We start from the raw sequence: 22,483 nt of genomic DNA on the forward strand, positions 1-22,483 counted from the left end.
GTCCGTCAGCGGAGGCGTTTGAGGGTCTCCAGCGTGGCGGCGTAGGCGTCCGCGCCGATCGAAGTCGTGATCATGTTCTCGCCTGCCGTCGATGCGGCGTGAATCGCCGGCATGATGCGCTGGCCGGACTCGGTCAGGAACATGCCGATGGTCTTGCCTTTGCCCGGTCGCCGCTCGAGCCAGCCGCGATCGACCAGCCGCGAGACCATCGGCGCGATATTGGACCTCTGGATGTTGAGCAGCCTGCCGATGCTGCTCTGGGTGATGCCCGGATTGGCATCGATGACAAGAAGCACGGCGCCGTCGGGATGACGGATGCCGAGATCGCCATAGGCGGCGTTGACAGCACGAAGCGCCAGATTGGCCGTTCTCACCAGGTGGAAGCCTAGCATCGGATCGAGTGGGTGCCGCATCGCGCGGCTCATAGCATCGCCGCTGGGAATTTTCATCAACAACCCGGCCGCACATTTCTATCTTTTTATGCTATTGACCATAACACAAAATCGGGCATACTCCCTGTAACGCTGGCATTCCGACCAAAGGCCGCGATCCGAAAAATCGGAGCGTGCCATCAGGTGAAAAGCCTTTCGGTCTCAACCGGATGCCACGTTGGGAGGAGAGGATGATGAAACTGCTTCGCGCGGGCGCGAGCCTGCTTGCCCTTTCGCTTTCCGGTACGGCCTTCGCGCAGGACGCCGCCGAGGAAAAGACGCCAACCACCGACGAAATCGTCGTGACCGCGCAGTTCCGCGCGCAGAACCTGCAGGATACGCCGCTGGCGATCACGGCGGTGAGCGGTGAGCTGCTGGAATCGCGCGGGCAGACCAACGTCTCGGAAATCGCGGCGCAGGCGCCGAACGTCACGCTCAAACCCCAGGGCCAGGAACTCGGGCCGGGCATCATCGCCTTCATCCGCGGCGTCGGCCAAACCGATCCGAACTTCGCGCTCGAACCGGGCGTGGGCATGTACATCGACGATGTCTACCTGCCGACGCTGACGGGCTCGCTGCTTGACCTGACCGACCTCGATCGCGTCGAAGTGCTGCGCGGGCCGCAGGGTACGCTTGCCGGACGCAACTCGCTGGGTGGTTCGATCAAGCTCTATTCGAAGAAGCCCGAAGGCAGCAACACCGGTTCGATCGAAGTGACCTATGGCCGCTTCAATCGCCTCGATGCACGCGGCCTGTTCGACGTGAAGCTGGGCAGCAACCTGTTCATGCGCGTGGCCGGCGTTACCAAGAACAGCGACGGTTTCGTCAAGCTCCTCGACTACAACCTGACGCATCCCGGCACCAACGTGCCGACCTTCGCCAAGGGCGCGGATCCGGTGCTGGGCACGCTTGGCGGGCAATCCTACGCTGCGGGCAAGGTCTCGCTGCGCTGGCAGCCGACCGACACCATCGATATCAACCTTTCGGGCGACTATACCCGTGAGCGCAACGAACCCGGCGCCAACGTCCTGCTCTATGCCAACACTTCGGCGGTGTTCGATGGCCCCAACGCCACCTTCACCGGCGGTCGCCCGTTCCTGGTCGGCACCAACGGCGCGGGCATCCCGCTCAACTGCGCCTTCGTGCCCAATGGCGTGAACAGCTGCGACACGATCACCGGCTACGACCGCCGCTACATCTCCTACGCGACCTACGCCGATCCGGCGCGGCCGGACAGCCAGATGCCCTACAAGCCGACGTTCAACGATCCGCACTCGGATCTCGACAACTACGGCGCGGCGCTGACCATCGATGTCGACCTGTCCGACCAGCTCAAGCTCAAGTCGATCACCTCGTGGCGCAAGTACACCGCCGACTGGTCCTATGACTCGGACGGCTCGCCGATTGCCAACAACAACCTCAACCAGACCCAGAAGAACCGCCAGTGGAGCCAGGAGCTGCGCCTGTCGGGCAAGGTGCTCGACGACAAGCTCGATTTTACCGTCGGCGGCTTCTACTTCGACACGCGCGGCACCTTCACCGGCCGCATCAACCTGAACTACGCCGGGATCGACTTCCTGCACGGTCCTGACCCCACGCCCGCCAAGAACAAGGCGCTCTTCGCCAACTTCACTTATGCGCTGAGCGATGCGGCGAACCTCACCGGCGGCATCCGCCAGTCCTGGGATGAGAAGGACTACGGCTATGTCCGCCGCAATCCCGATGGCACCGCCATCCAGGGACCGTGCAACTTCTTCCTCGGCGCGCCGACCGCTGGCCCGACCGGGCTTGGCAACCAGCCCAACTGCCTTCTCTTCGGCCTGAACGGTTTGAAGGCGAGCTTCCGCGACAGCCGCGTCGACTGGCGCGTTGCGGCGGACTATCGCTTCAGCCCCGAGTTCCTGTTCTACGCGCAAGTCTCGACCGGCTACCGCGCCGGCGGCGTCAACCCGCGTCCGTTCTTCCCGAGCCAGGCAACCGCCTTCAAGCCCGAGACGATCACGGCCTATGAAGCGGGCTTCAAGTCCGACCTGTTCGACCGCAAGCTGCGCCTGAACGTCTCGGCTTTCTTCAACGATTACAAGAACATCATCCTGTCGAGCGTGAACTGCCTCGATCTTGCCACGGCAGGCCCGGGCGGCAGCTCACAGGCCACGCCCTGTCTGCGTCCCTCGAACGTCGGTTCGGCGCACGTGAAGGGCTTCGAAGTCGAAACCCTGATCCGTCCGATCGACAACTTCACCATCGACGGTTCGCTCAGCTATCTCGACTTCCAGTACCAGAACGTCGACACGCTCTCGACCGGCGTGACGCTGAAGGACGTGACGCCCTATACGCCGAAGTGGAAGGCGGCGTTCGGCGTGCAGTACGACATTCCCGACGTCCTCAAGGGCGTGGTCACGCTGCGTCTCGACGGTGCCTACCAGTCGAAGATCTATACCGAGGCGGCCAACATCGACAGCCTGCCGGTCAGCAGCACGGTTGCGGCCAACAGCCCGGTCACGCCTTCGCCGTTCAGCAATGCCGGCGGCGGTGGCCCGATCACCACGCTGCGCCTGTCGAACCGCATCGACGGCTACTTCCTCGCCAACGCGCGGGTGGGCTGGCAGTCGGACGAGAAGACCTGGGGCGTCACGCTCGAGGTGCAGAACCTGACCAACAAGTACTACTTCAACACGCTGCTTCAGGAAGCGTTCGGCGCGGGTACCGCGTCTGGCGCTCCGGGCCGCCCGCGTACCTGGTCGGTCTCGGTCCGCCGCACGTTCTGATCCGGAGGGAGGCGCGGGCCGTACAGGTCCGCGCCCACCCACCTGTGCCGGTAGCCGGCGCGGTTTGATCATGAGTCTATAGCCTGAACCAGACTGAAACGACCGCGACAGGCGGGGCTTTGCCGGCTGCTGCGACCAATCTTCTTGAGGCTCGGGCAGTCTCGTTCCCCGTCCGCGGCCAACAGGCGGACCGATTTCGAGCACAGCGACAAGGCGGGTTGTGGTCCCGCGGGCCGTTTCGCGGTCAGCTTTGGCGATCGTAAATCGCCGCTGACTCGCCAGGGGCCGCCTCCCGCGTGCGATGATTCCCCAGCATTGGTAACTTCATTGCGGCTCGCGTGCAGGCCAGCCGCCCGCACGCCCTTGACCGGTCAAGTTAGCGTTGATAACAAACTGCTTGTTATCAGTGTTAACGGGCCGGTTGGAGGAGTAGAGCGTAATGGCAACTGCAGCGGTTGATCGCGTGGAGAGAGCGTCCCTTGTCGGTACGTACGCCGGGCTGACTGCCAGGGATCTCCTGGCGAAGGCGCAGGAACTCCGCCCACGGCTCCGGGCCATGGAGGAAGAGGCCGAGCGTCAAGGGCGCCTGCCGCAAGACCTGATGGAAGAACTCGATGCCGCCGGTTTCTTCCGCATCGTTCAGCCGCGTAACTTCGGTGGCCTCGAGTTCGACGTGCCGACCTTCTACAAGGTGATGATGGAGCTTGCGCGCGGCAGCACCGACGTGGGCTGGGTCATGGCGCTGGTCTCCGGTCAGCCGATGGTGCTCGCACGTTTTCCTGAGCAGGCGCAGTTCGAGGCCTATGGTGCAACCGGCGAATTTCGCGCGTCCGGCTCGTTTGCCCCTCCGGGCAAGGCCGTTCCCGTGCCGGGCGGCTATCGCGTTACCGCTGCATGGCAGAACGGATCGGGGTGCGACATTTCGACCCACTTCATGCCGCTGGTGATGATCGAGGCAAAGGAGGGCCCGCAACCCGCGCAGATCCTGATCGACCGCAAGGACTTCGAGATCGTCGACGACTGGAACGTGATCGGCATGCGCGGCACCGGGTCGAAGCGCGTCATCGTCAACGATCTGTTCGTGCCCGAGCACCGCGTGATGCGTTGCCACGGCATGATGCGCGGGGCCGAGCCGCTCGATCTGGCCTGCAAGACCAATGACAATCCGATGTATTCCAGCGCGCTCTCGCCGTTTCTGGTGAGCCAGACGGCCTGCGTTGCAGTCGGCACGGCCCGCGCCGCGCTCGACCACTACGAGGAAATTCTGCGCACGAAGAAATCGGCCTATCCTCCCTATCGTGAAAAGTGCACCGATCCGGTTCATCAACGCAACTACGGCACCGCCTTCCGTCTCGTGTCCACTGCCGAGGCGGCGCTGGTCCAGGCAGGGCACGAATTCATGGATTACGCCCGCGAGGTGCGTGATGGCGTGGAGTTCGATCCGATGCGCGCTCTTCGCCTGCGCTCGATCGCGGTCCATTCGGTCCAGCTGGGCTGGGAGGCCTTCCAGTTGATCTTCCACGCCGGCGGCACGTCAACCGCCGCGCGCGAAGGGCATCCGCTGACCCGTATCCTGCGCAACCTGAACGTGCTGCGCACCCATGCCGTCCTGCAACTCGAAGATGTTGCCCACGCCGTTGGCCGGACAGCCTTTGCGGAGGCAAACTGAGATGGCCGCAGTGCAGGAGAGCGATCTGGCCCTGGCGCGGGCGACGGACCTGGTGGCAATGCTGCGTCGTGGCGAGATCGGCGCCGAGGAACTGCTCGATCTCCATCTGGCGCGCGTCGCGCAGGTTAATCCTCCGATCAACGCGGTGGTTGCGCTTGACGTCGACCGGGCGCGGGCGGCAGCGCGCCGTTTCGATGCGAAGAGCGCGCAGGAGGCAAGCGGCCTGCTGGGTGGCCTGCTGGGCGGCCTGCCGATGACGGTCAAGGAAACCTGGGGCGCGCAGGGCATGCGCACCACGGTCGGCCTCCCGTTCCTTGCCGACAACGTCTCGGCCGAGGACTCGCAGCCCGTTGCCCGTCTGCGTGCGGAAGGTGCGGTCATCTTCGGGAAGACCAACGTGCCGATCGGTGGGGCCGACCATCAGACGGCCAATCCGATCTATGGCCTCACCCGCAATCCCTGGGATCTTTCGCGTACGGTCGGCGGGTCCTCCGGCGGCGCGGCTGCCGCGCTGGCCACCGGACTGACCTCGCTCGAGTTGGGCAGCGACATTGGCGGATCGATCCGCATTCCGGCGCATATGTGCGGACTGTTCGGCCACAAGGGAAGCTACGGGCTGATCCCCACGCTCGGGCACGTTCCACCCATGCCCGGAGTGCCGGTGGAGCCCGAACTGTCGGTGGCCGGCCCCATGGCGCGCAACGCGGCGGACCTCGAACTTGGGCTGGACGCCCTGACCCGCGCCGGTCCGCAGGTTCCGGCCAGCCGCCATGAACGACTGGCCGACTTCCGCGTCGCCATCTGGACCGGGGAGCTGCCCTATGCCGCCAGCGCCGAGACCAGGGCCGCGCTGGACAGCCTCGCCGATGCCCTGTCCGCCACGGGCGCAACGGTTTCAACAACGGCCCGGCCCGGCTTTGATCCGGCATCCTCGCTGGAAACCTATCTTCGCAGCCTGTTCTCGATTGTTCTGGGCGGCCAGGATTTCCGCGTCGGCGAGCCCGAACGCGCCACGCTCGGCCACGACGCACTCTGGTATGCCGATGTGCTGGAACAGTGTGCCAGCGGTGCCGGTCCGTCGATCCAAGCGCTGGCCCAGGCGCGGATGGCGCTCAAGGCGGCATGGCGCACCTTCTTCCAGTCATGGGACGTGATCGTCTGCCCGGTCTTCCCGACAACGGCTTTCGAGCATGATCTCTCTGGCGAGGGGATCGGAGCGCAGTTGCATCGGCGCCGCCGCTTTGATGGCGCGGACCATGTCTATCTGTCGCAATTGTCATGGCCGAGTCTGGCCACAGTTGCCGATCTGCCCTCGACAGTTGTGCCTGTGCCCCGCGGAGTTGGAGAACTTCCGCTCGGGCTGCAGCTGATTGGCCCGGCAATGGAGGATCGCACGCCGATCCGCCTTGCCGCGCTGCTCGAGGCAGAGCTCGGCTACCGCTTCCGCGCCCCTCCGGCTCTTGCCTGAGCGGCCCTGACACCATTTCACGAAGGATCCTCAAGATGGCTACCATCGCCTCCGAAGCTGCCGTGCTTCCGAAGTCCGTCCCGCAGCCCGAGCCGGGCCTCACCCCCCGGCGCATGCTCGAACGCGCGCGAGCCTTGCGCCCGCTGCTGCGCGCATCGCAAGCCGAATGCGAAAGTGGCGGCCGCGTGCCGCAGGCTGTTGCCGATGCCCTCGTCGAAGGCGGCTTTTTCCGGATGGTGCAGCCGCGCATGTTCGGGGGCTACGAGTTCGACCTTGCCACATTCTACCAGGTCGTCATGGAGATCGCCCGTGGTTGCAGCGAAACCGGCTGGGTCACGTCGCTGGTGGGTGGGCACCCTCTGCTCCTGTCACGTTATCCCGCTGAAACACAGATGGAAATTTACGGAACCCATGGGGAAGTGCGCTGCCCCGGCGCGTTGACCCCGCTCGGCACCGCAACCCGGGTCAGCGGCGGATACCGCATCACGCACAGCTGGGTTTCGGCGTCGGGCTGCGATCTTGGCACGCACTTCATGGGCCTTGCCCGGGTCGAAGGCGATGAAGGCGAAACGCTCGTCCAGTTGCTGGTCGACATGGCCGATTGCACGATCGAGGACGACTGGTTCGTGATGGGCATGCGCGGCACGGGTTCGAAGCGGGTGACCGTGACCGACCTTTTCGTGCCCGACCATCGCGCGCTGGCAGTGGGAGGCATGGCGCGGGGTGCCGAACCGCTCGACGTGAACGTACCGCTGCACGACAACCCGATGTACGCCGGCCTGATCGGTCCGTTCCTGATCGGAGAGACTGCCGCCGTGGCGGTGGGTGCGGCGCGGGGCGCGCTCGACATCTACGAAGATCTGCTCGTCACCAAGAAGTCGATGGTTCCGCCGTTCCGCGAGCGCTGCCACGACCCCGTCGCGCAGCAGTATTATGGCGAGGCGCTGTCGCTCGTGCTGACGGCCGAGGCAGCCATGGTGAAGTCGGGCGAGGACTACATGGCATTCGCGCAGGCCGCGCAGGACGAGGGCGTGCCGTTCGACACGGCCAAGGGCCTGCAACTGACGATGATTGCGCAGCGTTGCGTCGAGCTTTCGTGGCAGGCCATCGACCTGATCTACCGCACCGCAGGCACGACCGCCTCTGCCAAGCAGGGCATGCCGATCGGGCGGATTCTGCGCAATATTGCCGTCCTGCGCACCCACCCCGTGCTCCAGCGCGAGAACACGGGTATCCAGCTGGCGAAGCTGAAGCTGCTGGATCGTGCCGGCTGAAGGCCTGACCTTTGGGTTGCACGGTGCCGCAGGAATCCTTGCCCAGCACTACGGCCTTGTCGGTCGAATCGCGACTCTGACCGCAGAGCGCGACGAGAACTTCCGGGTCTCGGCCGCAGGTGGCGCATTCGTGCTCAAGGTGTTCGCGCCGGAGACGCCGCTCGACGAAGCAGAAATGCTGTCCGAAGTCCTGCGTCATCTTGAAGCGAATGCGCCTGATCTTCCGGTTCCCCGTCTTGCGCTGGCCTCGGGCGGGGAACCGGTCGTCCGCTTGCCGGACGGGCGAGGCGGGCAACGCTTCGCGGTGCTGTACAGCTTCATGCCAGGCAGGCCGATGATGGACAGCGTGCGAAGTGCCCGACAGGCGCACGGCTGCGGGGTGCTGGCGGCACGCCTGGCCCTTGCTCTGCGCGACTTCAGTCATCCGGCCATGCACCGGCGGCTGATCTGGGACCTTCGCCGCAGACCGGAACTTCGGGAAGTTGCGGCTTCGTTGCCCGAGGTTCCCTTCGCGCACTTTGTCATGCCATTCATCGAACGGTTCGCCGGTGAAACAGGTGCGCAGCTGGAAATGCTGCCGATGCAATTCGGCCATAACGATCTTAACGCGCGCAATGTTATCGTTGATAGCAACAACGACGACGTGCCGACGGGAATCATCGATTTCGGCGATGCGATTCACACGGCGCGAGCATGTGACATCGCCATCGCCCTGGTTGGCCAGATGCATCATCCCGACAGCGCCGAGCGCATGATGGAGGCGTTCACCGCCGGGTATGATGTCATCTCTCCGTTGTCGCCGGGCGAGCGCCGTTTGGTCCCGCCACTTGTTGCCGCGCGGATTGTCCAGAACGTCGTCATGACTGCGTTCTATCAGCGGAAAGCGCCGAAATCCCAACATTTTGCCGGATTCGACAACAGCTACTTCGGTTGGCGGATTGCGTTTGCCGAGAAGTTGGACGCGCGCTTCGCATAGCGATCCGGGACACGTCACCAGCGGTCCGGTTCCCGAAGCTGCAGGGGCAGATCAGGGCATCGAAAATTGTTCTTTTCGCGAAACAATGGCTATGATAGCAATGCTAACGCAAACCAGATCGCAACAATCAAAAATGGTGGATCGAAGGTCGCAGGAACGAGAACGGCTTCTTGAAAACCAAGGGGGGAAAGACATGACATTCCAGGATCGAGCGGTAGAATGCGGTTCTAAGGTTCTGCGCCTCGGCGCTTCGGCGATCGGCTTGGTCGCAGCCCTCGCATCGGCGCAGGCGCTGGCGCAGGAGGTCCGCGCCCAGGATGCCGCCGCACCGCCCGCGCAGGGCGGCAATCTCGCTCCGGAAATCGTCGTTACCGCGACGCTGCGCAGCGAGCGGTTGCAGGACACCCCGATCGCGATCACTGCGGTCACGGGAACGATGCTGGAAGCGCGCAACCAGACCAATGTCTACGAAGTCGCCCGCCAGGCCCCCAGCGTCACGCTCGCTCCTCAGGGCCAGGCCTTCGGCTCGACCATGCTGGCCTTCATCCGCGGCGTCGGCCAGTCCGACTTCATCCCGGCGCTGGAGCCCGGCGTCGGAATCTACGTCGATGACGTATACTACGCCACGATTACGGGTTCGCTGGTCGAACTGCTCGATCTCGATCGCGTCGAAGTGCTGCGCGGGCCGCAAGGGACGCTCGCGGGGCGCAACTCCATTGGTGGCGCGGTGAAGATGTTCTCCAAGGCGCCCAGTGGTGACGACGGGGGCATGGTTTCGGTTACCGGCGGCGCCTACAACCGCTTCGACGCGCGGGCCGTGGCCGATTTCACTATTGCGCCGGAAAAGCTGTTTGCCCGCGTTTCTGCGGTTTCGCGCAGCCGTGACGGCTTCATCAAGCGAATGGACTATGCCTGCACCCATCCGGGTTCGGGGGTTCCGGCATCGCCCAACCTCGGTGACGGTTGCCAACTCGGCACGCTTGGCGGACAATCCCTGGCGGCCGGTCGACTCTATCTGCGCTGGGTTCCGGCGAGCAATCTCGATGTCAGCCTGATCGGCGATCTGACGCGCGACCGTTCCGAAGCCGGCGGCGACGTCCTGCGTTTTGCCAACAATCCGCGACTGACGATCGACGATGGCAACCGTGCCACGCCGCCAGTGCCGTTCGACTGCCGTTTCGTGCCTTATGGCCCCAATTCATGCGATAGCGCGGGCCGTAACCGCTACTGGACCTATTCGACCTTCACCGATACGCGCCAGCCCACCGGGCAGGACCCGTTCACCCCGTTCAGCATCCCGATCATTTCGCACCTCGACAGCTATGGCCTGTCCGGCAATGTGAAGTGGGACGTTTCCGAGAACCTGGAGGTCCGCTCGGTCACCGCCTATCGCGACTATACAGCGACCTTCGCATCAGATGCCGATGGCAGTCCGGTGATGAACCAGCTTTCCCTGCAGAAGCTCCGGAACTGGCAGTTCAGCCAGGAACTGCGTGCCAATGCCAGGCTGATGGACGGCAAGCTTAACCTGACGGCGGGGGCTTTCCACTTCCGCAACACGGCGACCTTCTCCGCACGCCTTGCGCTGACCTATGTCGGCCTGAACTTCAACCAGGGGCCTGAGGACAGCGTCAGCAAGTCGACTGCGCTGTTCCTCAACGGCGACTACCAGTTGACCGATGCCCTGCGCATCTCGGGTGGCGTGCGCCACACCTGGGACCGCAAGACGCAGGAATACTTCCGCTCCAATCCCGATGGCACGATCCCGAGCACGCCCTGCCTGCCCGGTCGCGCCCCGTTCGATCCGGCCAACGCGCCCAATTGCGCGCTGCTCGGCCTGAACGGCCTGACGGATGGCTACGAAGGCAAGCGTCTGGATTGGCGCGTAGCGCTGGACTACCGGTTCTCGGACGAGGTGCTGGTCTATGGCCAGGTTTCGACCGGCTACCGCGCCGGCGGCGTCAACCCGCGTCCGTTCTTTGCGCCGGGCACGATCCTGCCGGTTGCCAACGGACAGATCGATCCGGTGAACGGCGTGCCGTTCGACGTGGGTCAGCTCAAGTCGTTCAGGCCCGAGACGATCACGTCGTACGAAATCGGTTTCAAGTCCGATCTGTTCGACCGTCGCGTCCGTTTCAACGTCGCCGGCTTCGTCAATGATTACAAAGACATCATCCTGAACGTGCTGGCCTGCCCGATTGCCCCGTGCTTCCAGCCGAACAACGCCGGCACGGCAAAGGTCAAAGGCCTGGAAGTCGAGCTCTCGGCCTATCCGACCGAGCGCCTGTCGCTCGATCTTTCCGGCAGCTACCTCGATTTCCAGTACAAGCGGACCGATCCTGCGACTTTCATCGCACTGAACATGGTCACTCCGTTCACGCCGAAGTGGAAGGGGGCTGCCGGCATCCAGTATGACATCCTGAATGGCGACGCCGGGCTGCTCACGCTCCGGGCCGATGGATCATACCAGAGCCACGTTTTCACCGAAGCGTTCAACGCACCGACCAACCGGATCGAGGGCTACTTCCTCGCTTCTGCACGGCTCGCCTGGAAGTCGAAGGACCGCAACTGGGGCGTGGCGCTCGAGGTGACCAACCTCGGCAACCGGTACTACGAGAACACCCGGTTCGATCAGTCGCAGCAGTCAGGGCAGACATCGGCCTCGCCGGGAGCACCGCGCCAGTGGGCGCTGACCCTGACGCGCAACTTCTGATCCGGGGCGGGGCCGGGCAAGCAGATGCATTCCGACACGAGCCAACTGCTTGCCCGGCGCGAGCGCGTGCTCTCGCCCAGTTACCGGCTGTTCTATGAGGAGCCGGTACACGTTGTGCGGGCGCAAGGCTGCTGGATCGAGGACGTTGCCGGGCGGCGCTATCTCGATGCCTACAACAATGTTCCGGTCGCGGGGCATTGCCATCCCCGCATCGTGGCTGCGATGGCGCGGCAGGCCAGCCTCCTGAACACGCATACCCGCTATCTCACCGAAGAGCCCGTCCTGCTGGCAGAGCGGCTCCTGGCAACTTTGCCCGATGCGCTGGGCAAGGTGATCCTGACCAATTCCGGCAGCGAGGCGAACGACCTGGCCATCCGCATCAGCCGCATGGCGACGGGTGCGCGCGGCGTGATCGTCACCGATGGCGCGTACCACGGCACGTCCGACCTGCTGCAGGGCATGTCGCCGGTGACCGGCCTGCCGCTTGGGCAGCATGTCTATCCGATCCGGATGCCCGAGGGACAATGCGGCCCGGAGCAGTTCGCGGCACTGGTCGGCGATGCCATCGCCAGGATGGAGAGCGAGGGCGTGCGTCCGGCTGCGCTGCTCGTCGATACGATCTTCGGCAGTGATGGTGCGATCGCAGACCCTCCGGGCTTTCTGGCCGGTGGCGTGGATGCGGTTCGCAAGGCCGGCGGGCTGTTCATTGCAGACGAGGTGCAACCCGGCTTCGGCCGGACCGGCGCCGGCATGTGGGGCTTTGCGCGGCACGGCGTGGTGCCCGACCTGATCAGCACCGGCAAGCCCATGGGCAACGGCCAGCCCGTTGCCGCGCTTGTCATGCGTGACGAGATCGCCCGCACCTTTGCGCGCAATCAGCGCTACTTCAACACCTTCGGCGGAAGCTCGGTCTCCTGCGCGGCGGCGCTTGCCACGCTTGACGTGATCGAGGACGAGGGCCTGATCGGGAACGCCCGGCGGATCGGACAGCGCCTGATGGCGGGACTTGGGCCGATGGTCGCCGCCTCGCCACTGCTGACGGACCTGCGCGGGGCCGGCCTGTTCATCGGCGTGCAGACCACCTCGGCCGATGTCGCCACGGCCATCGTCAACGCCCTGCGCGGTGCGGGCGTGCTCATCGGCACAGCCGGCCGGAGCAATGCCGCACTCAAGATCCGTCCGCCGCTCGTGATCCGCGCAGCCCAGGCCGACCTTCTGCTCGAAGCTTTCGCTCAGGCGCTCTTCGAAGTTCGCAATATCAACCAGTGAGGTAAGCAATGAAGATCCTGCATATCGACAGTTCAACGTCAGGCGAAGAGTCTGTCAGCCGCGAGCTGACTTCGGCCATTGTCGCCCAACTGGCGGCAAAGACACCCGGAGCGGTTGTCGAGCGGCTGGACCTCGCTGCAAGCCCGCTGGACCACCTCGATGCAGTGGCGGGAGGAGCCCTGCGGCTTCCGCCCGACGCGCAGAGCGATGCGATGAAGGCCGCGGCACCGGCCGAGCTTGCCCATCTCCGGCAGTTCATGTCAGCGGATGTGGCGGTGATCGGTGCGCCGATGTACAACTTCTCCGTCCCCTCGCAGCTCAAGGCCTGGCTCGACCGGCTGGCCGTGCCGGGCGTGGCCTTCACTTATTCCGAAGCCGGTCCCAAGGGACTGGCCGGCAGCACCCGCGTTATCATCGCTTCCTCGCAAGGCGGGATGTATGGCGAAAGTGATCCGGCAGAGCATCAGGAAAGCCTGCTCCGCGTGTTCTTCGGCTTGCTCGGCGTGACCGACCTGACGATCGTGCGCGCGGACAAGATCGGGTTCGGCCCCGAGGCCCGCGCTGCTTCGATCGCCGCAGCGAAGGCAGAGATCGCGGCGTTGTGACCGTGCAAGGGAAGGGGTGAAATTCGCCCCTTCCCGCCCTGCCCGATAAAGCGGGTGGAATACCGGGTTACTTGCCAGGTTTCTGGTGCTAACGCGCGGACCGCTGAAGGCTGATGCAGGTGCAGCCGAGGCCGAGCGAGGCGTCAATGAACCGGAAGACCAGTGAACCCGAGAAGAAGGCAACGCTGACGCGCGATGCCATAGTCGATGCGGGTCTGGCCTTGCTCGACCAGATTGGCCTCGACAAGTTCACGACCCGGCGTCTCGGTGATTACCTCGGCGTCGAAGGGCCGGCGCTCTATCGGCACTTCCCCAGCAAGGCCGTTCTGCTTGACCATATGGCCGCGGCGATCCTCCTGCCGGTTCTGCGTCAGCCGCACCCGGGCGAACCCTGGGACGAATGGCTCAAGGCGATAGCCCAGTGCAGCTATGAAGCGGTCCTGAAGTATCGCGACGGGGCGCGTCTGGTGGCCGCCTCGCTTCCGACCGAACCTCGCGATCTGCTGTCAAAGCCGCTGCGCGAAGCGGGCTTTTCCGAGGAGCACGCGGTTTACGGGGCGAAGCTGATCACCCGTTTCATGGTTGGCTGGCAGTTGCATGAGGACAGCGAGCGGCATCGGTCTGATCGGCCATCGGAGACCTATGACCACGAGGAAGCGTTCCATTTCGCCCTTGATGCGTTGATCAACGGCCTGAGACTCGTCCTCGCCCGGACGATGACCCAGCGCATCGAAAGCCTTGGGGCCCGCTGAGGCGAGACCGGCCTCGCATTCTTCCGCCGGTCTGCGCAATCCCTGGCCTGAACGCGTAACGTTCTGCCCCGTCGGTGGGCACCTGCATGGACACCCATGCCAGCCGCGCTAGTCCATTTTGCAGGTATGCATGGGAGGACGATTTTGGACGAGCTGGCAAACCTGCAGCGACGCGTGGCCCTGCTGGAAGCCGAAGCAGCCGTTCGCCGGTTGCTGGCCCGGTATCTGTTTCTCTGCGACGTGCCCTTGCCCGAGCCCGGGATGGATGCCGATCAGCGTGCCGAGGCAATCGGCAGGCTGTTTGCCGATGATGGCGTATGGCAGGGCGTAGGCGGCGCACATGGTGCGCAGTTCGGGGAACATCGCGGTCCGGCGAAGATCGCAGCGCACATGCGGCGCTTTTTCGCGGCTGCGACGCCTCGCCAGATATTCAACACCCACTACCTCACCTCGGAACAGATCTACGACCTTCGCGAGGACCATGCGGAGGGAACCTGGGTGCAATTCCAGCCGTGGGTGCATGACGATGGTTCGGCGCTGATCCGGTCGAGCCGCCTGCGGGTTACGTTCCGGCGCACCGATGGCGGGTGGAAGATTGCGCGCTATCGTACCGAGAACCTGTTCATCGGCGCCTTGCCCGATGGCTGGGCGCACACCCTGATCGGCAATTCGGTGCTCATGGCCGTGGAATGACCGAAAGGGGAGCGGCGGCGAACGCCGCTCCCCTCGTCATCTCGCGACCTGTGTCTCAGCCTTGTGCGCGGGTGCGCAGGGAGAAGGTCTGGTCCGCGTCGGTACGGGCGCGCTGCAGCCGGAAATCGAACGCGATGTGAGCCGTGTCGCCCTGGCGGCTGGGCACCGGCAGCAATCCCTCGCGCGTACCGAAGGCAAAGTCGTCGGCCGCAAAGGGATCGTCGCCGAAGTTGATCTGCGTCGTCAGCGTGCGATAGCCGGGAGCCTCGACAAAGAAGTGGACATGGGCCGGGCGGTTGCCATGGCGGCCCAGCGCCTGCATCAGCACGTCGGTTGCCCCGCCCGGCGGCACGGAATAGCCGTGCGGCATCTTCGAGCGGAAAGCATAACGGCCATCGGCTGGCAACTTGATGCGGCGGCGGTTGTTGAACGGGGTCTGCTCGCGCGTGGGATCGAAGTGCGAATACCAGCCCTGGCTGTTGGCATGCCACACGTGGAGGATGACATCCTGCACCGGCTCGCCATCGGGTCCGGTGACCGTGCCGGTCATGTGCAGGGTGTCGGTGTCGTCGGGGTCGGAAGTGAGGTCAACCTCCGTGGTGCCATCGACCAGCGGGGCACCGGCAACGTAGAGCGGGCCTTCGATGGTGCGGGGCGTACCGCCGGTCAGGCCGGCTTCTGCATCCTTGGCATCCATGTAGAGATCAAGGAAGTGCTCGAGGCCGATACCCGGGATGATCAGGCCGATCTCGCCCGCACCGTCGGCGAGGTACCTGGCCGCCTGCCAGAATTCGCTCTCGCTGATGTCGTGCTTGACGATGATGTCCGCTGTCGCCTGTAGCAGATCGCGCATGATCGCCTTGAGGCGCGGGTTGCCGCCCTCGACATCAAGGCCGCTGGCGCGATCGAGCAGCTTCTGGACGGTTTCGGTGCTGGCAAAGTTCGCAGGCATCTCGTGGCTCCCGTTATCTTGTGGTTTCAGCGATCGTCGTCGCGAATGGAAGAGGGGTGGCGGCACAGCGGCGTCACCTTGATGGCCATGAAGGGATAGAGCGGCAGGCCGATCAGGATCTCGTGCAGCCGCTCGTTGCTGGCGACATCGAAGATCGAGACGTTGGCGTAGAGTCCGGCCACGCGCCAGATGTGCCGCCATTCGCCGCTGGCCTGCAGTTCCTGGCTGTAGGCTTTCTCCACCGCCTTGATCCGCTCGGCCTCGGCCTTGTCGAAGTCGAGAGGGATGTTCACGGTCATCTCAACCTGGAACAGCATCGGTCAGACTCCTTGCAGGGCGAATTGAGTGGTGGAGCGATCACGCCGGAAGCGTGCGACGCGATCCTCGTCCAGCGCAATGCCAAGGCCGGGGCCAGTCGGCACCCCCAGCGCGAAGTCGCGATAAACGAGCGGCTCTTCGAGGATTTCCTCGGTAAGTAACAGCGGTCCGAACAATTCGGTGCCCCATTCAAGCGCGGGGAACGTGGCAAAGGCATGGGCCGAGGCGATCGTGCCGATCGCGCCTTCCAGCATCGTGCCGCCATAGAGCGCGATCCCGGCGGCATGGCCGATCTGTGCAACCGCCCGCGCTGCATCGAGTCCGCCCGACTGCTCGATCTTGACCGCAAAGACATCGGCAGCTGCAGCGCGGGCGAAATCCATCGCGCTGGCCGGGCCGCTCAGGCTTTCGTCCGCCATCACCGGAACCAGGCCGAGCGCGACCAGCCGCGCCATGCCGTCGCGGTTGTGGCGCACGATCGGCTGCTCCACCAGATCGCAGCCCACATCGGCCAGCATGGCCAGGCCGCGCCGCGCCGTCGGCTCGTCCCATGCCATGTTGACATCGACACGCACCGAAGCGCGGCTGCCGAGCGCCGCCTTTATCGCGCCGACATGGGCCACGTCTTCGGCCAGAGGACGCTTTCCGATCTTCAGCTTGAACGCGTTGTGGCGGGCGATGCCCAGCATATGCTCCGCCTCGGCTATATCGCGCGCGGTATCGCCGCTCGCCAGGGTCCAGAGCACGGGCAGGGCATCGACCCGCCGCCCGCCGACGAGTTCGCTCACGGGCAAGCCTAGCCGCTTGCCCTGCGCGTCCAGCAGGGCCGTCTCGATCGCACACTTGGCGAAGTTGTTGCCGACGACGTGCCGCGCCAGCGTTGCCATGGCTGCCGCCGGTCGGGTGGCATCGCTTCCTTCGAGCAGCGGGGCGAAGTAGGTGTCGATCGCCAGCTTGATCGTCTCGGGGCTTTCGGGGCCATAGGCCAGCCCGCCGATCGTCGTCGCCTCGCCGATCCCGACGATACCGTCAGAGCAGGTTATCCGCACCAGGCAGATCACCTGCGAATGCATCGTCGCCATCGCCAGCACGTGGGGGCGAATGGTCGGGAGATCGAGGATGATCGTCTCGATCGCACGAATAGTCGGATATTTGGGCAGATCCATGCGTGGGATGACTAGGCTTTGCGCGCGGTTCGGGGAAAGACTACTTCCGTGAGGGATCATACCTTGGAGGTATCATGGAGATTCGGCACTTGCGTTACTTCCTCGCCGTGGTCGAACAGCGCGGCTTCACCCGCGCAGCCGACCATCTCGGCGTCTCGCAACCGCCATTGAGCCGCCAGATCCGCGATCTCGAGATCGAGCTCGGCGTCGATCTGTTCGAACGCGGCACACGCCCCGTGCAGCTTACCGAAGCGGGGCGCCTGCTGTTTGAACAGGCGGCCCCGGTCGTCGCCGCGCTCGATCAGATCAAGCCGATGATGAAGCGCTGGAAACAGGCGCGCCGCCCGCGTTTCGCGGTGGGCGTGGTCGGTTCGATCCTGCATGGCGACATGCCCAGAATGATCAGGCGCTTTCGCGCGATGATGCCCGAAGTCGAAGTCGAACTGGTCGAGATGATCACGCTTGAACAGGTCGCAGCGCTCAAGACCGGGCGGATCGATGCCGGCCTGGGCCGTGTTGCGATCGATGATCCTGCCATTGCGCGCGAAGTGCTGCTGGAAGAGCCGCTCCTGGTGGCAATCCCTGCCGATTCCCCGCTCGCGCTTGGCGGCGAAGCCGTCCCGATTGCCGCGCTGGAGGCAGAGCGTCTGATTCTCTATCCGAGCCAGCCGAGGCCGAGCTATGCCGATCAGGTGCTGGCGATACTCGCACGCAATGCGATCGTGCCCTCGTCCACCCGCGAGGTCCGCGAAGTGCAGACGGCGCTGGGGCTGGTGGCCATTGGCGAAGGCGTGGCGATCGTGCCCGAGGCCCTGAGCCAGACCCGCCACGGGAGCATTGTCTATCGGCCGCTTGCAGGGATCGGCGCGATTTCACCGGTGATCCTCAGCCAGCGCGCAACCGACAGCAGCCGCGCTGCGCGTGCCTTTCTTGCGGCCGGGCGCGAAACGTGGCCTAACCCAGGTGGTCGATAACGGCCTGCGTGAACTGCTGCGGGCACTCCACGTTCGAAAGGTGCGCCGCCGGCAGGGTAACCAGGCGGGCATCACCTGCGGCATCGACGAGGAACTGCGCATCGGCCACCGAAGTTGCCGGGTCCGCCTGGCCCGCGATCACCAGCGTCGGCACGGTGTTCAGCGCGGCAGTCCGCCGCTGGTCCATATCGCGAATCGCGGCGCAGCAGGCGGCATAGCCTTGCGGATCGTTGGCAAGCAGCATCTGCCGGATCCATTCGGCCTGTTCAGGCTCGGCAGCAAGGAAGGCCGGGGTGAACCAGCGTTCCAGCGAGGCCTGCGCCAGAGGCCCCATGCCGTGGGACAGTACGCCCTCAAGCCGGGCCTGCCATGCCGCAGCCGGAGCCATGCAGGCTGAAGTGTTGGCCAGCACCAGCCGCAGCAGCCGTTCCGGGGCATGCGTGGCAAGCCACTGGCCGACCATCCCCCCCATCGAGAGACCGCAGAAATGCGCGCGCGCGGCGCCCAGCGCATCAAGCACGGTCAGCGCATCGCGGCCCAGCCGATCCATCGAAGCGGCGCCCGGCGGGCAGGTGGACTGCCCCTGACCGCGCCCGTCGTGGCGAACCACGCGATAACGGGCCGAAAGGTCTGCCAGCTGCGGGTCCCACATCGCCATCGTCGTGCCCAGCGAATTTGACAGGAGCAGCACGGGCGCGCTTTCCGGGCCGTACACCTCGACCGCCAGGCGAACTCCATCGTCGGTGACGATCGTCAGCGTCTGCACCGTCATACCCGCTCCAGAATCATGGCAATGCCCTGGCCCACGCCCACGCACATCATGGCAAGGGCAAGCCGACCGCCAGTGACTTGCAATTCCTCGACCGCCGTCTGCACCAGTCTTGCACCCGACATGCCCAGCGGATGGCCAAGCGCAATCGCGCCGCCGTTCGGGTTCACGCGCGGGTCGAAAGGATCGGCGCCGAGTTCGCGCAGGACCGGTATGGCCTGTGCCGCGAACGCCTCGTTGAGTTCGATCACGTCCATCTGGGCCATGGTCAGGCCGGTGCGCGCGAACAGGCGGCGCGCGGCATCGACCGGACCGATGCCCATCACACGCGGCGCAACCCCTGCCGAGGCCATGCCGACGATCCGCGCGCGGGGGGTGAGACCGTTGCCGGCAGCCGCGCGTTCGCTCGCCACGATCATCGCGGCGGCACCATCGTTCAGGCCCGAAGCATTGCCTGCCGTCACCGTGCCTTGGGCGTGGACCACCGGGCGCAGCGTGGCAAGCGCTTCGAGCGTGGTGGCGCGGGGGTGTTCGTCCTGCGCAAACAGGCGCGTGTCGCCCTTGCCCGCCGGTACGCAGACCGGAACGATCTCTCGCTCGAGACGCCCTCCGAGCTGCGCTGCAGCCGTCTTCTGCTGGCTGGCGAGGGCAAAGCGGTCCTGCTCCTCGCGGCTGACCTGCCATTCTACCGCGACGTTCTCCGCTGTCTGCGGCATGGTGTCGACGCCATGGGTCTGCTTCATCGCCGGGTTGACAAAGCGCCAGCCCAGCGTGGTGTCCTCGATCTTCTGGTCACGCCCGAAGGCGCTGCCCGCCTTGCCCAGCACATAGGGCGCACGGGTCATGCTTTCCGCGCCGCCGGCGATGAGCAGGTCGGCATCGCCGCCGCGGACGGCCTGCGCGGCAAGGCCCACTGCATTCATGCCCGATCCGCACAGGCGGTTGATCGTGGCACCCGGCACCGTCTCGGGCAGGCCTGCCAACAGCACCGCCATGCGCGCGAGGTTGCGATTGTCCTCGCCCGCCTGATTGGCGCAACCCAGCAGCACGTCGTCGAGCGCAGCCCAGTCCACCTGGCCATTGCGCTCCATCAGCGCACGCAGCGGCAGGGCGGCAAGGTCATCGGCACGGATGGCGGAAAGGCTGCCGTTAAGCCGTCCGATCGGCGTACGCACCGCATCGCAGACGAATGCCTCGGTGGTCATGCCGCCACCTGCAGCGGTGCGCCGGTCCGTGCGACGATCTCATCCACGCTTACACCGGGGGCGCATTCCACGAGCCTCAGCCCGGCACCCTTGTCCACGGCAATGACGCCAAGATCGGTCACGATCAGATCGACAACGCCGCGTCCGGTAAGGGGCAGGGTGCAGGCAGGCAGGATCTTTGGCGAGCCATCCTTGGCGCAATGATCCATCACCACGACGATGCGCTTGACCCCGGCGACAAGGTCCATTGCTCCGCCCATGCCTTTCACCATCTTGCCGGGGATCGTCCAGTTGGCGAGATCGCCGTTGGCGGCCACTTCCATCGCGCCGAGCACAGCCATGTCGATGTGCCCGCCACGGATCATGGCGAAGCTTTCGGCGCTGGAGAAGAAGCTGCTGTCGGGCAGGGCCGTAACCGTCTGCTTGCCGGCATTGATCAGGTCGGGGTCAGCCTCGCCTTCATAGGGGAAGGGGCCGATGCCGAGCATCCCGTTCTCGGATTGCAGGGTAACGTTGATGCCGGCAGGCACGTGGTTGGCGACCAGCGTCGGGATGCCGATGCCAAGGTTCACGTAATAGCCGTCGCGCAGCTCCTGCGCTGCGCGGGCGGCCATTTCATCGCGGCTCCAGCTCATAGTGCGGCCTCCGTGCGCGGTCGGGTGGTCAGCTTTTCGATGCGCTTCTCGTTGATCGTCGAAAGCACGATGCGATCGACATATATCCCCGGGGTATGGATGCAGTCGGGGTCAAAGGTGCCGACCGGCACGATTTCCTCGACTTCCACAACCGTGACTTTCGCGGCCGTTGCCATGACCGGGTTGAAGTTGCGCGCGGTGCGACGGAACATCAGGTTGCCCGATGGATCGGCGCGCCAGGCCTTGATGATCGCAAGGTCTGCGCGCAACCAGGTCTCACGCACATATTCCTCACCATCGAACACTTCGGTCGGCTTGCCCTCGGCCACCACCGTGCCAACGCCCGTTCGGGTGTAGAATGCCGGGATCCCTGCGCCGCCTGCGCGGATGCGTTCGGCAAGCGTACCTTGCGGGTTTAGCTCGAGATCGAGTTCGCCCGAAAGATACTGTTCCTCGAACAGCTTGTTGTCGCCGACGTAGGACGCAATCATCCGCTTGATCTGGCGCGTCCTGAGCAGCATCCACAGGCCGAACCCGTCCGCCCCGGCGTTGTTGGAGATCACCGTAAGGCCGCTCACCCCGGAATCGCGGATCTCCGGAATAAGGCTCTCCGGATTGCCCGACAGGCCAAAGCCACCTGACATGATCGTCATGCCATCGAACAGCACGCCTTCCAGAGCTGCGCGAGGATCGGGATAGATTTTTGCGGCCATGGTCGGGGCATCGTTCCTTTGAGGTACGGCAAAGGCACCTAGCCCGGATGGCACCGGCCTAGAATGGCGGAAGTTCGCATGATCGATACCTTTGGGGTATCGTCAGTGCGCGTTCAGGCCGGGCAATCAGGCAGCTTCGCACCCTTCGCCATGTTCGGCTGTGCAGCGATCTGTCGCATCAGCCCATCGCGCAGAGGCCGCGCCTTGCGCAGCCACGTCCGCCGCAGTCGAGCCACTTCGGCCGTGGTGAATGGTGCAGCGCGGCAGGTGCGAGGCGGTCCTACCCTGGCGATCAGCCAGTTCAGCAGGCGGGCGGTGCCGTCGTCGTCCAGCCGCGAGGTGGCAACGCCGGGCACCTGCACCAGGTAAGCGCGACCGCCGGGAACCTCGAGGAAACGACCAAGGGAATCGCGAAAGTCCGGCACCTTGCCAGCCATGCCCCGGCCATCGGCGAGGTGGCACCCCTGGCAGTGCAGGGCATAGTCGATCTCGACCCTTGGTTTGGCGGCCATGTCCGCAGGCCTGATCGCCTGCCCGGCGCTCGCCGCACCCGCCAGCACCACAGCCGAAAGGACCAGTGCGCGCATCGCTGCTGTCAGTCCGCCAGCCCGGTGACGACCGAGAGCGAGCAGTGGTAGGCAACGCCCACTTGCGTGCCGAGGCACCAGTCGAGATCATTGGCTGTGCTCGGCTGATAGACCGGCGTTGCGCCTTCGTCCCGGCTGCAGTTGCAGCGTCCGCACGCCGCCTTGCCGCAGCAATCGTTGTAGCTGATCACGTAGTTGCGTCCGTCAGCCGGATTGCGACAAGTGCCGAGCCAGGTGATCGGCGATGGCTCCGTGCCCGGCGGGCAGGACGATGCCGACCCTCCGCAGCAGGAACAGAGAAACCCGTCGACCGCACAATACCGCCAGTAGTCGCACGAATTGGGGTCACCCTCTTCGTGAACCTGAATGGGCACGGCTGCCTTTTCCGCGCGGACGCGTGATACCGGCAGGAGCGTCGCCGCCCCGGTTGCCGTCACGAACGCGCCCAGTCGGCCGATGAATCCGCGGCGCGACGTGCTGCGCGCGGCAGTGCGGGCAAGGTATTCGGCCGCACGATCAAATCTGCGCATGTTCGATATCCCCGTG

Annotated in this window: 21 protein-coding genes; 11 read left to right on the forward strand and 10 right to left on the reverse strand. The window is 65.0% G+C overall.

Features of this window, described 5'->3' with window-relative positions; all coding sequences use genetic code 11:
* Positions 1–5 precede the first annotated feature (5 nt).
* Positions 6–425 carry a MarR family winged helix-turn-helix transcriptional regulator gene (locus tag I2488_RS01045; protein WP_196273954.1) on the reverse strand — a complete coding sequence of 140 codons (420 nt, stop codon included), beginning with the start codon at positions 423–425 and terminating at the stop codon, positions 6–8.
* Positions 426–625: 200 nt separating this feature from the next.
* On the opposite strand from I2488_RS01045, the gene I2488_RS01050 reads away from it, so the two are divergent.
* The 10 genes from I2488_RS01050 to I2488_RS01095 all read left to right on the forward strand — a co-directional run bounded on the left by I2488_RS01050 (position 626) and on the right by I2488_RS01095 (position 14,618).
* On the forward strand, positions 626–3,199 hold the full coding sequence (locus tag I2488_RS01050; RefSeq protein ID WP_246465394.1) for a TonB-dependent receptor: 2,574 nt from the start codon (positions 626–628) through the stop codon (positions 3,197–3,199).
* Positions 3,200–3,638: 439 nt separating this feature from the next.
* On the forward strand, positions 3,639–4,868 hold the full coding sequence (locus tag I2488_RS01055) for an acyl-CoA dehydrogenase family protein (RefSeq protein WP_196273956.1): 1,230 nt from the start codon (positions 3,639–3,641) through the stop codon (positions 4,866–4,868).
* A 1-nt stretch (position 4,869) separates the two neighbouring features.
* The gene (locus tag I2488_RS01060) at positions 4,870–6,336 is read left to right on the forward strand and encodes an amidase family protein (protein WP_196273957.1); all 1,467 of its coding nucleotides are present in this window, start codon (positions 4,870–4,872) and stop codon (positions 6,334–6,336) included.
* Positions 6,337–6,371: 35 nt separating this feature from the next.
* Entirely contained in the window at positions 6,372–7,610 is a 1,239-nt protein-coding gene (locus I2488_RS01065; protein ID WP_196273958.1) for an acyl-CoA dehydrogenase family protein, read from the forward strand.
* The gene (locus I2488_RS01070) at positions 7,600–8,586 is read left to right on the forward strand and encodes a phosphotransferase (RefSeq protein WP_196273959.1); all 987 of its coding nucleotides are present in this window, start codon (positions 7,600–7,602) and stop codon (positions 8,584–8,586) included. Before I2488_RS01065 ends, I2488_RS01070 begins: the two co-directional genes overlap by 11 nt.
* A gap of 193 nt (positions 8,587–8,779) precedes the next feature.
* A complete protein-coding gene (locus tag I2488_RS01075; protein WP_196273960.1) occupies positions 8,780–11,299 on the forward strand; it encodes a TonB-dependent receptor in 2,520 nt (839 codons plus the stop codon).
* A 24-nt stretch (positions 11,300–11,323) separates the two neighbouring features.
* On the forward strand, positions 11,324–12,568 hold the full coding sequence (locus I2488_RS01080) for an aspartate aminotransferase family protein (RefSeq protein WP_196273961.1): 1,245 nt from the start codon (positions 11,324–11,326) through the stop codon (positions 12,566–12,568).
* Between the two features lie 8 nt (positions 12,569–12,576).
* The gene (locus I2488_RS01085) at positions 12,577–13,173 is read left to right on the forward strand and encodes an FMN-dependent NADH-azoreductase (RefSeq protein WP_196273962.1); all 597 of its coding nucleotides are present in this window, start codon (positions 12,577–12,579) and stop codon (positions 13,171–13,173) included.
* 146 nt (positions 13,174–13,319) lie between these two features.
* Positions 13,320–13,925 (forward strand): TetR/AcrR family transcriptional regulator C-terminal domain-containing protein, encoded by a 606-nt coding sequence (locus tag I2488_RS01090; RefSeq protein WP_196273963.1) that lies wholly within the window; start codon positions 13,320–13,322, stop codon positions 13,923–13,925.
* Positions 13,926–14,069: 144 nt separating this feature from the next.
* Complete coding sequence (locus tag I2488_RS01095) at positions 14,070–14,618, forward strand: nuclear transport factor 2 family protein (protein WP_246465395.1); 549 nt, start codon at positions 14,070–14,072, stop codon at positions 14,616–14,618.
* 55 nt (positions 14,619–14,673) lie between these two features.
* Here the strand turns inward: I2488_RS01095 and I2488_RS01100 are convergent, their stop codons facing one another.
* The 3 genes from I2488_RS01100 to I2488_RS01110 are packed head-to-tail and all read right to left on the reverse strand — an operon-like array spanning position 14,674 to position 17,054.
* Positions 14,674–15,570, reverse strand: coding sequence for a dioxygenase family protein (locus I2488_RS01100; protein ID WP_196273964.1), 897 nt, complete (start codon positions 15,568–15,570; stop codon positions 14,674–14,676).
* Positions 15,571–15,596: 26 nt separating this feature from the next.
* On the reverse strand, positions 15,597–15,887 hold the full coding sequence (catC, locus tag I2488_RS01105) for a muconolactone Delta-isomerase (RefSeq protein ID WP_196273965.1): 291 nt from the start codon (positions 15,885–15,887) through the stop codon (positions 15,597–15,599).
* A gap of 3 nt (positions 15,888–15,890) precedes the next feature.
* The gene (locus tag I2488_RS01110; protein ID WP_196273966.1) at positions 15,891–17,054 is read right to left on the reverse strand and encodes a muconate cycloisomerase family protein; all 1,164 of its coding nucleotides are present in this window, start codon (positions 17,052–17,054) and stop codon (positions 15,891–15,893) included.
* A gap of 74 nt (positions 17,055–17,128) precedes the next feature.
* Between I2488_RS01110 and I2488_RS01115 the strand changes: the two genes are divergently transcribed.
* A complete protein-coding gene (locus I2488_RS01115) occupies positions 17,129–18,028 on the forward strand; it encodes a LysR family transcriptional regulator (protein WP_196273967.1) in 900 nt (299 codons plus the stop codon).
* Here I2488_RS01115 and pcaD read toward each other — a convergent pair.
* The 6 genes from pcaD to I2488_RS01145 form a co-directional block, all read right to left on the reverse strand.
* Positions 18,009–18,800, reverse strand: a complete 792-nt coding sequence (gene pcaD, locus I2488_RS01120) for a 3-oxoadipate enol-lactonase (protein ID WP_196273968.1) — start codon at positions 18,798–18,800, stop codon at positions 18,009–18,011. The genes I2488_RS01115 and pcaD overlap by 20 nt on opposite strands.
* Positions 18,797–20,002: a 3-oxoadipyl-CoA thiolase gene (gene pcaF / locus I2488_RS01125; protein WP_196273969.1), complete on the reverse strand. Its 1,206-nt coding sequence runs from the start codon at positions 20,000–20,002 to the stop codon at positions 18,797–18,799. The genes pcaD and pcaF overlap by 4 nt, the downstream gene beginning before the upstream one ends.
* Positions 19,999–20,637 (reverse strand): 3-oxoacid CoA-transferase subunit B, encoded by a 639-nt coding sequence (locus I2488_RS01130; RefSeq protein ID WP_196273970.1) that lies wholly within the window; start codon positions 20,635–20,637, stop codon positions 19,999–20,001. The genes pcaF and I2488_RS01130 overlap by 4 nt, the downstream gene beginning before the upstream one ends.
* On the reverse strand, positions 20,634–21,350 hold the full coding sequence (locus I2488_RS01135; RefSeq protein WP_196273971.1) for a CoA transferase subunit A: 717 nt from the start codon (positions 21,348–21,350) through the stop codon (positions 20,634–20,636). Before I2488_RS01135 ends, I2488_RS01130 begins: the two co-directional genes overlap by 4 nt.
* 113 nt (positions 21,351–21,463) lie before the next feature.
* Entirely contained in the window at positions 21,464–21,937 is a 474-nt protein-coding gene (locus I2488_RS01140; RefSeq protein WP_246465396.1) for a c-type cytochrome, read from the reverse strand.
* 8 nt (positions 21,938–21,945) lie between these two features.
* Positions 21,946–22,467: a methylamine dehydrogenase light chain gene (locus I2488_RS01145; RefSeq protein ID WP_196273972.1), complete on the reverse strand. Its 522-nt coding sequence runs from the start codon at positions 22,465–22,467 to the stop codon at positions 21,946–21,948.
* Positions 22,468–22,483: the final 16 nt, after the last annotated feature.

Origin of the sequence: Novosphingobium jiangmenense, assembly GCF_015694345.1 — a bacterium.
GTDB lineage: Bacteria > Pseudomonadota > Alphaproteobacteria > Sphingomonadales > Sphingomonadaceae > Novosphingobium > Novosphingobium jiangmenense.